The sequence below is a fragment of the Kineococcus gynurae genome, from assembly GCF_042433995.1.
In the GTDB taxonomy this organism is placed as follows: domain Bacteria; phylum Actinomycetota; class Actinomycetes; order Actinomycetales; family Kineococcaceae; genus Kineococcus; species Kineococcus gynurae.
Genome location: NZ_JBHLUI010000008.1, coordinates 914,752 through 927,681 on the forward strand (window position 1 = coordinate 914,752; position 12,930 = coordinate 927,681).

General features: G+C 74.4%; 10 protein-coding genes. 4 read left to right on the plus strand and 6 right to left on the minus strand.

Features of this window, described 5'->3' with window-relative positions:
• Positions 1–26 precede the first annotated feature (26 nt).
• Positions 27–2,459 carry a RelA/SpoT family protein gene (locus ACFFKU_RS10700; protein WP_380137780.1) on the plus strand — a complete coding sequence of 811 codons (2,433 nt, stop codon included), beginning with the start codon at positions 27–29 and terminating at the stop codon, positions 2,457–2,459.
• Here ACFFKU_RS10700 and ACFFKU_RS10705 read toward each other — a convergent pair.
• Entirely contained in the window at positions 2,447–2,920 is a 474-nt protein-coding gene (locus ACFFKU_RS10705; RefSeq protein WP_380137781.1) for a hypothetical protein, read from the minus strand. The genes ACFFKU_RS10700 and ACFFKU_RS10705 overlap by 13 nt on opposite strands.
• Before the next feature lie 140 nt (positions 2,921–3,060).
• Positions 3,061–4,653, minus strand: coding sequence for a DUF349 domain-containing protein (locus ACFFKU_RS10710; RefSeq protein ID WP_380137782.1), 1,593 nt, complete (start codon positions 4,651–4,653; stop codon positions 3,061–3,063).
• Positions 4,654–5,005: 352 nt separating this feature from the next.
• On the opposite strand from ACFFKU_RS10710, the gene ACFFKU_RS10715 reads away from it, so the two are divergent.
• Together ACFFKU_RS10715 and hisS are read left to right on the plus strand one after the other, a co-directional pair.
• On the plus strand, positions 5,006–5,707 hold the full coding sequence (locus ACFFKU_RS10715) for an MBL fold metallo-hydrolase (protein ID WP_380138081.1): 702 nt from the start codon (positions 5,006–5,008) through the stop codon (positions 5,705–5,707).
• 3 nt (positions 5,708–5,710) lie between these two features.
• Positions 5,711–7,072 (plus strand): histidine--tRNA ligase, encoded by a 1,362-nt coding sequence (hisS, locus tag ACFFKU_RS10720; protein WP_380137784.1) that lies wholly within the window; start codon positions 5,711–5,713, stop codon positions 7,070–7,072.
• A 51-nt stretch (positions 7,073–7,123) separates the two neighbouring features.
• On the opposite strand, the gene ACFFKU_RS10725 is transcribed toward hisS, so the two are convergent.
• From ACFFKU_RS10725 to ACFFKU_RS10740, 4 genes are all read right to left on the minus strand, one after another.
• A complete protein-coding gene (locus tag ACFFKU_RS10725; RefSeq protein ID WP_380137786.1) occupies positions 7,124–7,786 on the minus strand; it encodes a pentapeptide repeat-containing protein in 663 nt (220 codons plus the stop codon).
• A 19-nt stretch (positions 7,787–7,805) separates the two neighbouring features.
• On the minus strand, positions 7,806–9,020 hold the full coding sequence (locus ACFFKU_RS10730) for a YibE/F family protein (protein WP_380137788.1): 1,215 nt from the start codon (positions 9,018–9,020) through the stop codon (positions 7,806–7,808).
• 108 nt (positions 9,021–9,128) lie between these two features.
• The gene (locus ACFFKU_RS10735; protein WP_380137790.1) at positions 9,129–9,680 is read right to left on the minus strand and encodes a hypothetical protein; all 552 of its coding nucleotides are present in this window, start codon (positions 9,678–9,680) and stop codon (positions 9,129–9,131) included.
• A gap of 145 nt (positions 9,681–9,825) precedes the next feature.
• Positions 9,826–11,733: a CYTH and CHAD domain-containing protein gene (locus ACFFKU_RS10740; protein ID WP_380137791.1), complete on the minus strand. Its 1,908-nt coding sequence runs from the start codon at positions 11,731–11,733 to the stop codon at positions 9,826–9,828.
• Positions 11,734–11,807: 74 nt separating this feature from the next.
• On the opposite strand from ACFFKU_RS10740, the gene ACFFKU_RS10745 reads away from it, so the two are divergent.
• Positions 11,808–12,887 (plus strand): Rv2578c family radical SAM protein, encoded by a 1,080-nt coding sequence (locus tag ACFFKU_RS10745; protein ID WP_380137792.1) that lies wholly within the window; start codon positions 11,808–11,810, stop codon positions 12,885–12,887.
• The last annotated feature ends 43 nt before the right edge of the window (positions 12,888–12,930 follow it).

Below are 12,930 nucleotides of genomic sequence, written 5' to 3' on the forward strand. Positions count from 1 at the left end.
CGATCGAGGACCGGAAGGGGATCGCCATGGCGGATCGTACGGAGGTGCAGACCTCGACCTCGCACGCCGTCGAGCCGCCCGAGCCGGTCCGCGACGCCCCTGCGGGGGAGCCGTCGTCCGCGACCCCCGCCGCTACCCCTGTCTCGGCCCCCTCCTCGTCCGCGGTCGTCGCGGTCCCCGCCGCCCCGGTGGGCGCCGACCGGCGTCGCGACGCCCACACCGGCCCGGTGACCGCCGGTCGGATGCTGTCGCGCCTGGCCCGCTTCGGGCAGCACCGGTCCACCGCGGTGTCTCCGGTCCTGGAACCGCTGCTGCGCACCGTGCGGGTGACGCACCCCAAGGCCGACCTCGCCATCGTCGAGAAGGCCTTCGCCCGGGCCGAGGCGGCCCACCAGGGGCAGAACCGGAAGTCCGGCGACCCCTACATCACGCACCCGGTGGCGGTCGCGACCATCCTGGCCGAGCTCGGCGTGTGGCCGGAGACCCTGGCCGCTGCCCTGCTGCACGACACCGTCGAGGACACCGACTACTCCCTCGAGGACCTGCGCAAGGAGTTCGGGGTCGAGATCGCGGCGCTCGTCGACGGGGTCACCAAGCTCGACAAGCTCACCTACGGCGACGCGGCCCAGGCCGAGACCGTGCGCAAGATGGTCGTCGCGATGGCCAAGGACATCCGCGTCCTGGTCATCAAGCTCGCCGACCGCCTGCACAACGCCCGCACGTGGCGCTACGTCTCCTCGAACTCCGCGGGCAAGAAGGCCCGCGAGACGCTGGAGATCTACGCCCCGTTGGCCCACCGCCTGGGCATGAACACCATCAAGTGGGAGCTGGAGGACCTGTCCTTCGCCCAGCTCTACCCCAAGCGGTTCGACGAGATCGTCCGCCTGGTCGCCGAGCGCGCCCCGGCCCGCGAGGAGTACCTGACCGGGGTCCGGCGCCAGATCGAGGAGGACCTCAAGGACGCCAAGGTGCGGGCCACCGTCACCGGCCGGCCCAAGCACTACTACTCGATCTACCAGAAGATGATGGTGCGGGGGCACTCCTTCGACGACATCTTCGACCTGGTCGGGGTCCGGGTCCTGGTCGAGTCGGTGCGCGACTGCTACGCCGTCCTCGGTGCGCTGCACGCGCGCTGGAACCCGGTGCCCAACCGGTTCAAGGACTACATCGCGATGCCCAAGTTCAACATGTACAAGTCGTTGCACACCAGCGTGATCGGGCCCGGCGGGAAACCCGTCGAGGTGCAGATCCGGACGCACGACATGCACCGCGACAGCGAGTACGGCGTCGCCGCGCACTGGAAGTACAAGGACGACCCGACCGCCACCCGGCGCGGCAAGGGCGACGGCGTCTCGGAGATGGCCTGGCTGCGCTCGGTCGCCGACTGGCAGCGCGACGCCTCCGACCCCGAGGAGTTCCTCGACAACCTCCGGCACGAGATCAACGCCAACGAGGTCTACGTCTTCACCCCCAAGGGCAAGATCATCCCCCTCCCGACCGGGGCCACCCCGGTCGACTTCGCGTACGCGGTCCACACCGAGGTGGGGCACCGCACGATGGGGGCCCGGGTCAACAGCAACCTGGTCTCCCTGGACTCCGCGCTCGAGTCCGGCGACATGGTCGAGATCTTCACGTCCAAGGCCGACGGGGCCGGGCCCAGTCGGGACTGGCTCACCTTCGTCAAGAGCGCCCGGGCCCGGACCAAGATCAAGCAGCACTTCTCCAAGGAGCGCCGCGAAGAGGCCGTCGAGTCCGGGCGCGACAGCATCGGCAAGGCGATGCGCAAGCACAACCTGCCGTTGCAGCGCCTGATGACCCACGACTCCCTGCTGGCCGTGGCCCGCGACCTCAGCTACACCGACGTCGCGGCCCTGTACGCGGCGGTCGGTGAGGGGCACGTCTCGGCCCAGAACGTCGTGGAGCGTCTGGTCGCCGCCATCGGCGGGGAGGCCGCGGCCCAGGAGGACCTGGCCGAGATCACCACTCCGGGCCAGCCCCGGCGCGGTCCGCGCAACGGGGACTCCGGGGTCGTGGTCAGCGGCAGCGACGACGTGTGGGTCAAGCTGTCCCGCTGCTGCACCCCGGTCCCCGGGGACCCGATCGTCGGTTTCGTGACCCGCGGCGCCGGGGTGTCGGTCCACCGCGACGACTGCGAGAACGTCGAGCGGCTCCGGACGGAGCCGGAGCGGATCGTGGACGTCGAGTGGGCGGCCAGCGGGACGCGCACCTTCCTCGTGCAGATCCAGGTCGAGGCCCTCGACCGGGCCCGCCTGCTCTCCGACGTCACCCGTGTCCTCTCGGACAACCACGTCAACATCCTCTCCGCCTCGGTCAGCACGAGCCGCGACCGGGTCGCGGTGTCCAAGTTCTCCTTCGAGATGGCCGAGACGAACCACCTCGGCCACGTCCTCAACGCCGTCCGCAAGGTCGACGGCGTCTTCGACGCCTACCGCACCTGAGCCGGTCCCGGCGGGCGGACCGGGGACGGGGGAGCCGCCAGCAGCCGTAGACCGGCGACGACGACCACCTCCGCCTGCGGGGGCAGCGGGCGCACGCGCACCGGGATGCCCCGGTCGCGCGGAGCGATGCGGGCGCCGGAGACCTCCAGGCGCGTTGGAGGGGCGCCTCCCTCACGGACCCAGCGGGCGCCGTCGCCGAGCAGCACCGCCCCGGGGGGCAGGCACAGCCGGGCCGCGGCGGCGCGCACCCCGAGGCTGTCGGGGGAACCCCGGCTCACCACCACCGGTCCGAGCACCCGCCGCAGCAGTCCGTCGCGGACGTCGGCCGCCGCCGCGACCAGTTCGGCCCGGGTGACCGGTCGCCACGGGGCACCGGGGTCGAACGGGTCGTCCTCGGGAGCGGCCGGGAGCCAGGACGGGCGGCGTCGGGTCGTCGCCCAGGACGCGGGGGTGTTCATCACGACCTGATCCCAGCGCACCGCGGACCTGCGGACGGGCCGGGATGGACTGCCTGTGGACGCACGACGGCCCCGCCTCGTCCTGTGGACGGGAGCGGGGCCGGGGTGCGTCGGAACCGGTGCCCGGGGCGCGGCGCCGGGGGTCAGCGCCCCACGTCGCGCAGGGTGCGCTGAGCCGACTCCAGCCACGCCTGACGGGCGGCCAGCGCCTCCTCGGCCTTGGCCAGCCGACGGGCGTCGCCGGTGGCGCGCGCCTTGTCGACGTCGGCCTGCAGGTCGCGGATCGCGGACTCCAGCTGCCCGACGACCCCCTCGGCGCGCGCCTTGGCCTCGGGGTTGGAGGCCGTCCACTTGTGCTGCTCGGCGTCGCGGACGGCGTTCTCGACCGCCCGCAGGCGCCCCTCGATGCGCTGCATGTCGCCACGCGGGACCCTGCCGGCCGCCTCCCAGCGCTCCTGCAGGTCGCGCAGCCGGGCCTTGGTCTGGTTCAGGTCCTTGATCGGCAGGAGGGTCTCGGCCTCGTCGGCCAGCTTCTCCTTGACCGCGAGGTTCTCGCGGAACTCCGCGTCGACCTCGTCGTTGGCCGCGGCCCGGGCGGCGAAGAAGACGTCCTGCGCCGCCCGGAACCGGTTCCAGAGCGCGTCGTCGTCCTTGCGGCCGAGCCGGCCCGCGTCCTTCCACTCGTCCATGAGCTGCCGGTAGGCGGTCGACGTGCCCCGCCAGTCGGTCGAGGTCGCCAGCGCCTCGGCGCGGGCGATGAGCTTCTCCTTGACCTGGCGCACCGAGGACCGCTGCTCACCGAGCGCGGCGAAGTGGTGCCGGCGCATGCGGTCGAAACCGCTGCGCGCGTGGCTGAACCGCTTCCACAGCTCGTCCTCGCTGCGCTTGTCCAGGCGACCGTCGCGCTGCGCGGTCTTCCACTCCTCGAACAGGTCGCGCAGCCGCTCGCCGGACTGCTTCCACTGCACCTTCTCCGGGTCCTGCCCGGCGATGGTCTCGGCCTCCTCCACGATGGCCGTGCGGGCCGCGCGCTGGCGTTCGCGCGACTCGGCGCGGGCCCGGTCGGCCGCGGCGCGGGCGTCCTCGGCGATCGTGGCGAGCGCCTCGACCCGGTGGGCCAGGGCGTCCAGGTCGCCGACCGCGCGCGTCTCGGCCATGGCGGTGCGCAGCTGCTTCACCCCGGCGTCGATGTCTTTGCCGGAGAGCTCCGTGCTGCGCAGCCGCTGCTCGAACAGGTCGACCTGGGCCACCAGGGATTCGTACTTGTCCACGAAGTAGTCCAGCGCCTCGGCCGGACCCGCGTCGGGGTACTGCCCGACCTCGTGCTCCCCGTCGCCGCGCCGGACCCAGACCTGGCCGTTCTCGTCGACACGGCCGAAGGCGGCGGCCGCCTCCCGGTCGACGGAGGTCAGGTGCGCGACCTCGGTCGCCGCGGGGGCGGACGGTGCCCCCGCCTCGGCGGGGGTCGGTCCGGACGCCGGGGGCGCCGGGCGCCGTCGCGGGGCCGGCCCGGGACGCGGACCCGGCTGCGGGACGGGGGCCGGGCGCTCGGCGTCGGCCGACGCGCCGTCGACGGACTCCGGGGCGGACTCCTCGCCGGGTCCGGCGTCCGTCCCGGCGTCGGTGCCGGTCTCGGCACCCGGGTCGGTCCCGGCCGCGGTCTCGGGGGTGGCTTCGGTGGTGGGGGTGTCCTGCACGTCCTGGGTGGACGCCGGCTCCTGGGGCTGCTCGCTCACCCACCGGAGTCTAAGGCGTGGCTCGAAGGTCTCCACTCGGCCCCACGCCGTCCTGGCGGCGCCCCGCGGCGTTCTCCTCGGGACCGATCCAACAACGGGATCGGACCCGTCGTCGGCCTGGCGGTGCATCCCCCAGGACGACGACGGCCGCGAGATGGACCTGCGAGCCCCGCCCGGGCGTGGCTCGGGGGAGGGGCCCGGCGGACGCCCACGCCCCGCCGGGCCCCCGGTGCCGCCGGCCCACCCGCGCGTGCCGCTGGGACGGGTCCGCCCCGGTCCGACCGGGACGCGGACGGCCGACGGCTACCCTGCTCCGGTGCCTCCCGCCCCGCCCGGCCACCCGTCGACGGGTCTGTTCGTCGACGTCGTCGAGGCGGCGGCGTTCGGGACCAACTGCTACGTCCTCGCCCCGGCCGCCGGGGAGGAGTGCCTGGTCGTCGACCCGGGCATCGGGGTCGAGGCGGAGCTGCTGGACCGGCTGCGGGCGCACCGGTTGCGACCGGCCGCCGTCCTGCTGACCCACGGGCACCTCGACCACGTCTGGTCCGTCACCCCGGTCTGCGCCGCGGGCGGTGTCGCGGCCCGCATCCACGGGGCCGACCGCTACCGGCTCGCCGATCCCCTGGGGGGCCTCGGTCCGCAGCTGCGGGCGGCGCTCGCGGCCGAGTTCGGGCCGGAGACGCGTTGGCAGGAGCCCTCGGACGTCGTCGAGGTCACCGACGGCGAGACCCTGCGGCTGGCGGGGTTGGAGGTCGACGTGGTGCACGCCCCCGGGCACACCGAGGGGTCGGTCATGTTCGCCGTGCGGCGCCCGGGTCGGGAGGACCTGCTGCTGTCCGGCGACGTGCTCTTCGCGGGCTCGGTCGGGCGGACCGACCTGCCCGGCGGGGACACCGCCGCCCTGCTGCACAGCCTGGCCACCCGAGTCCTGCCCCTGCCGGACGGGACCGACGTCGCCCCCGGCCACGGTCCGGCCACCACGATCGGGCGCGAACGCGCCGTCAATCCCTACCTGCGGCAGCTGGTCCCCCCGGCGTCCGAGAAGGAGTTCTGACCCATGGCCCGCCCCCGCCCGTTGTCCGGGTTCCCGGAGTTCTCCCCGGCCTCGCGGATCGTCGAGCAGCAGGTCCTCGACGGACTGCGCCGCACCTTCGAGCTGCACGGTTTCGCCTCCCTCGAGACCCGGGCGGTCGAACCCCTCTCGCAACTGCTGCGCAAGGGGGAGATCGACAAGGAGGTCTACGTCGTCCGGCGGGTCCACGAGGAACCCGGCGAGGCGGCGGACGGTGCGGCCGAGGACGGTCTCGCCCTGCACTTCGACCTGACCGTGCCCTTCGCCCGCTACGTGGTGGAGAACTCCGGGACCCTGGTGTTCCCGTTCAAGCGCTACCAGATCCAGAAGGTGTGGCGCGGGGAGCGCCCGCAGGAGGGTCGGTACCGGGAGTTCTGCCAGGCCGACATCGACATCGTGGGGCGCGACACCCTGCCCGGGCATCACGAGGCCGAGATGGCGCTGGTCATGGCCGAGGCGCTGACCTCGCTGCCCCTGCCGCCGCTGCGGATGCAGGTGAACAACCGCAAGCTCATCGAGGGTTTCTACCGGGGCCTCGGCGCGGCCGACCCGGCCGCCGTCATGCGTTCGGTGGACAAGCTCGACAAGATCGGGGCCGAGGCGGTCCGGGCCGACCTCGTCGCCACCGCCGGGTTGGGCGAGGAACAGGCCGAGGCCTGCCTGGCGCTGGCCGCGATCACGGGGACCGACGCCCGTGTCGCGGACCGCGTGCGCGCCCTGGGCGTCTCCGACCCGTTGCTGGAGGAGGGACTCCAGGCCCTGGTCGCCGTGCTCGAGGCCACCGCGGGGATCGCGCCGGAACGGGTGGAGATCGTCGCCGACCTCTCGATCGCCCGCGGCCTCGACTACTACACGGGCACCGTCTACGAGACGCGCATGGTGGGGTTCGAGTCGCTGGGGTCGATCTGCTCCGGCGGTCGCTACGACGCACTGGCCTCCGACGGACGCACCACCTACCCGGGGGTAGGGATCTCCTTCGGGGTGACGAGGGCCCTGGTGCCGCTGCTCACCCGCGGGGTGCTCGCCGCCTCGCGCAGCACCCCGACCTGCGTGTGGGTCGCGCTCGTCGACGAGGAGTCCCGTCCTGCGGCGCGGCGCACCGCGGAAGCGCTGCGCCGCCGTGGGATCGCCGCCGAGATCTCCCCGGACGCGGCCAGGTTCGGCAAGCAGATCCGGGCGGCGGAACGACGGGGCATCCCGTTCGTGTGGTTCGCCGGCGCGGCCGAGGACGGTGGGGACCAGGTCCGCGACATCCGGTCGGGGGAGCAGGTGGACGCCGACGCCCACCGGTGGGACCCGCCCGCCGAGGACCTCCGGCCCCGGGTGGTGCGCGCCGCGACGGACTGAGCGCCCCCGGCCTCGGGATCGAGATGCCGAGGATCGGCCCTCGGGACGGGTTCAGGGTTCGACGCGCAGGCCGAGCTCGGCCGCGAGCAGCGGCGCGAGGAGCAGGAGCTGGGCGTCGTCGACCACGGCGCCGCGCAACCCGGCCACCCCGGCGATCTGCGCGCCCGCCGCGAACTCGGCACCACGCAGGTCGACGGAGCGCCACGTCGCCCCGGTGGTGTCCAGGCCGCCCAGACGGCAGTCCTCGAACCGCACCCGGGTCCAGGTGCACCCGGTGGCGTCGACGTCGCGCAGGTCGCAGCCCCGCAGGGTGAGATCGGTGACGGTGCTGCCTCGCAGGTCCAGGTAGTCCACCCGCGCGTCCTCCAGCAGGACGCGTTCCAGGACCAGGCCGCTGCCGGCGAACGCCCCGACGCGCAGCCCGGAGAACTCCACCTCGCGCCAGGTCGCCTCGGCGAGATTCATCTCGCTGCCCCGCCACTCCGCCAGCGCGCAGTCGGTGAACCGGCTGCGGCGCAGGTCGATCCCGTCGGCGGACACCTCCCGGACCCGGCAGTTCAGGAATCGAGTGCCGCGGAGGTCGGACCCGCCCAGGTCGAGGTCGTGCAGGTCGAGGCCGTCGACCAGGTCTCCGGGAACCGGCCGCAGCGACGAGGGTTCCAGGACGTCGAGATCGGGTCGGGGCAGGACGGGACGGGAGGTGCGGCGGGCCACGCCGGGAGTGTCGCAGCGGTCAGTCCGCCACCGCCAGGGGCGCGTCCGGGTGCGGCCGGGAGCGGAGCACGAGGGCGGCGGCGAGAGCGGTCGTCAGGGGGACGGTGAGGGCCAGCACCGCGCCGCCGACGGCCGTGCGCACGATCTCCTCGGCGACGGCCGTCGACCCGATCACCCCTCCGAACGGCTGCGGGTAGAGGCGCAGGAACATCAGGGTGGGCAGCGCCGCTCCGGCGTAGGCGAACGCGACGGTGTAGACGGTGGAGGCCAGGTGGTCGCGGCCGATGCGCATCCCGGCCCCGAACAACCTCGCGAACCCCGCCCCCGGGTCGGCCGCCCGGAGTTCCCAGACGGCGGCGGCCTGGGTGATCGTCACGTCGTTCAGCAGCCCCAGGGCCGCGACGAGGGCCCCGGCCAGGACCACCCCCCTCAGGTCGACGGCTCCGGTCAGGGCCGTGACGCCGGCGGCCGTCTCGTCGTCCAGCCCGGTCAACCGGGCGGCCCCGACGGCGAGGACCGCCGCGGCCGCGGTGAGCAGCAACCCGGCGACGGTCCCGAGGAAGGCCACCGTGGTCCGGGTCGAGAACCCGTGCGTGAGGTAGGCGACGACGGCCATCACGGCGGTCGTCGCCGACAGGCCGACCACGACGGCGTCCTGCCGGGTCAGCAGGGCGGGGAGGACGTACCCGCCGATCGCCACCGCGCCGAGACCCAGGCCGAGCAGCGCGACCACCCCGCGGCGCCGGGCCACGAGCACCGTGAGCAGCACGAACACGCCGACCGTGACCGCCAGCGGCAGGCGTCGGTCGACGTCGGAGAACACCCAGGTGTCCTGGCCCGCGACGTCGGCCGGGTAGTGCGTGAGGACGACGCGGTCCCCCGCCCCGAGCCCGCCGTGGAACGTTGCGGGGGGCACGATCACGGTCTGCCGGGTTCCGTCGTCGGTCTGGACGACGGCCTCGGGGCACTCCACCGTGGTCGGCATCGTCCCGTCCGGCAGACGATCCTCGGCGAACTGCCCGGGGCAGGAGCGGTCGTGCGCGCTCACGACCACCCCGTGAACGAGGTCACCCTGCGCCTGGGCGGGCGACCCGACGGGGACCGTTCCCGGCCAGGTGCTGACGATACCGAGTATCGCGGCGGCGATCACGAGGAGGACCCCGACGGTCAGTCCCCGGCGCAGACGGCTCGGGAGCACGAGGTCGACGGGTTCGGTGGCGTGCGTGCGGCTCACGTCCCGAGTCCAGCACGCATGATCGTCACGGGGTCCCCGCCACGCAGACCGCACACGTGAAGAACCCGACCGGCCCGGGGCGGGCAGGTCGGGTTCTTGGGAACGGTCTCAGGCGCGGCCGCCCGGGAGCAGCCCCTTCACGAGCTGGCTGGGCTTCTGCTGCTCGGCCTGCTCGACCGAGAGGAGCAGCAGGGCGCCGGTGAGCACCGGGATGCTCCACTGCAGCAGCTTGAGCTGCTTCTGGGCCTGCGCCGCCTCGGGATCGGTCGCCGGCGTCGGGTCGGTCGCCCCCGCCGCGGGCGTCGGGCTGTGCTTGGCGAGCTTGGCCCCGTTCAGGCCGGACCACACGGTCGCGCCGACGGCGGCGACGGTCAGCACCGACTTGAGGGCGGTGTTCGAGCCCGCGCCCGACTGCGCGACGACCCGCCCGGAGTTCTTCGTCAGCAGGGAGAGGGCGCCGATGCCGTGCACGACGATGGCGGCCCCGTTCACCGGTGCCCACTTGGCCCAGCCGATGGAGGCGACGCGGGGACGGTCGGCGGCGTCGCGCACGGCTGCGGCGGCGCCGTTGAGGCCGACGGCCCCGAACAGCGAACCACCGAACCAGGCGGCGAGTCCGAGGTCGTGCATGCTGTGGATGACGGTCTGGCGTCCGGCCATGGGTGACTCCTGATCGCGGGAGGACGTGCGGCGAGAGCCCGTGATCTCGAGAAGTGCGCCGCGGTGCTCCCCACCCTCGACCCGCGGCGTGATGAACGCACCCGGAGCCGGCCACCGGCCGGGGCGGCCGTCCCGACCGGGACCCTCAGCGCAACCAGCGGTGCAAGCGCTTGGCCTGCAGGGCGTCCCAGGACTCCTCGAAGTCCGACTCGGCCGCCGCGGCGTGGAGCTCCTCGTGGGCGTGCAGGCGGCCGTAGGCGAAGGCGACCTCGGGCGGGGCGCCCGCCGCGAGCTCCCGCAGCTGCTCCCGGGTGACGACGGAGTCCTGGTGCTCGCCCAGCACCTCCTGCACCGCGGTGACGGCCTTGGCGAACGTCTTCGCGTCCTTGCCGAACACGGCGGTGACCGCCTCGGCGGCGTAGCGGACCTGCTTGGCCTGCTTGCGGGCCTCGTGCAGCAGTTCGTCGCGGTCGTGGCCGGGCCCGGTCGCCTCGGCGGCGGCCACCAGCTCGGCGAGCGCGGTGTACGCCTTCCGGACCCGGCGCGGGAGCACCTTCTCGGCGCGACGACGGCCCTTCGACGACAGGTCGGGTCGCTCCACCAGCTCCTGCAGGCGGTCCAGCAACGACTGGTAGCGCTCGGAGTCGAGCACCTCCAGCACCCGGTCGTGGGCCACCCGGTAGCGGCCCTCGAGCTGGCGGTGCACCCGCTGCGGCACCCCGTCGGCGGCCTCCGGGCTCTCGGCGCGCTCGTCTGGGGTGGCGTCCGGGGTGCCGTCCGAGGCCTCGTCCAGCGCGGCGACCGAGACGACGAGACGGTTGCGCAACACCTCGGCGTCGCGGGCCTCACCGAGCTCGGCGGCCAGCCACTTCAGCTCCTCGCGCAGCGGCTTCGTCGACCCCTCCAGCAGGGGACCGAACGTGCGCAGGGCGCTGCGCAGCCGCCGCGTGGCGACCCGCATCTTGTGGACGCTGTCGTCCGCATCGGCCCGCACCCCGGGGTCCTGGTCCAGGATCTGCTGCACCTGCTCGGCCAGGTGCACCACGAGCACGTCACCGGCCGGGGAGCGGGCGCCCAGCTTCTTGCGCGGGGGAGCGGCCGGGGACAGGGTGCGGTCGGCGGCCGGGCCGCGGGAGGGACCGTCCCCCCGGTCGTCGACGTCGACGGGGGCGTCCTCGGTCGAGATCATGGCCGGGGCGGGGGTCGTCGCGCTCGACCCGGCCTCCGCCTCGGTGGGGGCGGCGGGGGCGGGTGAGGCACCGGAGAGGACGCGCTGCAGCTTGGAGGAGGTCCCGGCCACGGTGAGACCGGCGGCCCGGAGGCGCGCGTCGACCGCGTCGAAGAGGTCCCGGTCACCGTCGAGGAGCTCCAGCTCGACCTCGCGCCAGGTGTCGGAACCGTCGTCGTCACCGCGCACGGCGCCCACGGTGGCGCCGGCCGCCGCGCCCAGGGTGGCCCCGACCACGGCGCCGGGCAGGGACGCCCCGGCGGCTCCGACCGCGGCCCCGCCCACCGCACCGACCGCGGCGGTCTCGGCCGCGGACTCCGTCCTCCCCCCGCTCCCGGCGGGCAGCAGCCGCTCGGCCCGGACGGTGTCGTCGCAGAGCTCGAGCAGGCGGGTGCCGGCCGCGTCCAGCAGCGTGTGCACCCGACGGCGGGTGCTGATCCGGGCGACGGGCACCAGTCGCGCATTCTCGTCCAGACCCTCGACCTCGCGGCGCAGGGCGACGGGCACGGTCTTCACGGCCCGCCCCAGCGGGACCCGGCGCTCGATGCGGGCGCCCTCGTCGCCGGGGGTCTTCAGGTGCCAGCCGGCGTCGTCGCCACCCGTGCGACGCCGCAGCGTGGTGCGGGCACCGGCGAGTCGCAGGTCCTCGGTGTCGAAGTAGGTGGCCTCGAGGTCGTGCACGCCGAGGTCACCCTCGCGGTAGCCGCGGGACCCGGCCTCGGGCAGGTCCGCGAGCAGGTCCGCCAACGTCGGGAGCTCGGCTCCCGGGGCGAGGTCGTACTTGACCTCGATCTCGACGTGGACCTGGCCGGGCTCGTTGATCATGAAGTCTTTCTACCGCTCGACCGGGGCGGTCGCCCGTCTTGACGCGGCTGTCGTATACGTGTTCGAATCTTGGGATGAGGTGGGCGGACCGGCAGCTGGACGTGAGCGCGGGCCAGGCCCTGCCGGGGATGAGCCGGTTGCGCGGCTTCGTGCGCACCGTGCGGACGCCGGAGTTCGCGGGGGTCGGGTTCCACGAGGTCGTGTCCCGGACCGTGCTGAACCGGGTGCCCGAGAACTCCGCGATGCCCTTCCGCTGGACGGTCAACCCGTACCGGGGCTGCTCCCACGCGTGCGTTTACTGCTACGCGCGCAGCACCCACTCCTGGCTCGAGCTCGACACCGGAACCGGCTTCGACCGCGAGGTGGTCGTGAAGGTCAACGCGGCCGAGGCGCTGCGGGCCGATCTCGCGCGGCCCTCCTGGCGGGGCGAACACGTCGCGCTGGGCACGAACACCGACCCCTACCAGCGGGCGGAGGGTCGCTACCGGCTCATGCCCGGGATCATCGACGCCCTGGCCGAGGCCCGGACCCCCTTCAGCATCCTGACCAAGGGCACGCTGCTGCGCCGGGACCTGGACCGGTTGCGCGCGGCCGCCGAGCGGGTGCCGCTCGGACTCGGCGTCTCCCTCGCGATCTACGACGAGGGGTTGCAGCAACGGCTGGAACCGGGGACGCCGTCGGTCGCCGCCCGGCTCGCGCTCGTCGCGGCCGTACGCGCCGCCGGCCTGCCGTGCGGGGTCATGCTCGCCCCGGTGCTGCCGGGGCTGACCGACTCCGTCGCCCACCTGGACGCCGCGCTCGCCCGGGTGGCCGACGCCGGTGCGACCGGCGTGACGGTGCTGCCCCTGCACCTGCGTCCCGGCGCCCGGGAGTGGTTCTTCGCCTGGCTGCGCCGGGAGCACCCCGAGCGGGTGCGGTCCTTCCAGGACCTCTACGCGGGCGGGGCGTACGTGCCGAGCGCCTACCGGCGCTGGTTGGCCGACCGGGTCGCGCCCCTGCTGCGTCGCCACGGTTTCGCCGCGGCCGCCGCCGGTGAGCTCCGCGGTCTGCCCGGTTACGACGAGGGGGCCTTCCCGGCCGGCAGCCTGCCCTCGGTGGGGTCCGGTCCGGCGCCGCGGACGTCCGCCGCCGCGGCGCAGGACGCCCTGTTCTGAACGGTCCGTAGGATCGGGGGGCGCTCCCGCGCCGTCCACCCGG

Coding starts and splice junctions, on each gene's coding strand:
- hisS (WP_380137784.1), top strand. CDS start 5,711: ATGGCCCGCCCCCGCCCGTTGTCCGGGTTCCCGGAGTTCTCCCCGGCC.
- ACFFKU_RS10735 (WP_380137790.1), bottom strand. CDS start 9,680: ATGGCCGGACGCCAGACCGTCATCCACAGCATGCACGACCTCGGACTC.
- ACFFKU_RS10700 (WP_380137780.1), top strand. CDS start 27: ATGGCGGATCGTACGGAGGTGCAGACCTCGACCTCGCACGCCGTCGAG.
- ACFFKU_RS10740 (WP_380137791.1), bottom strand. CDS start 11,733: ATGATCAACGAGCCCGGCCAGGTCCACGTCGAGATCGAGGTCAAGTAC.
- ACFFKU_RS10745 (WP_380137792.1), top strand. CDS start 11,808: ATGAGGTGGGCGGACCGGCAGCTGGACGTGAGCGCGGGCCAGGCCCTG.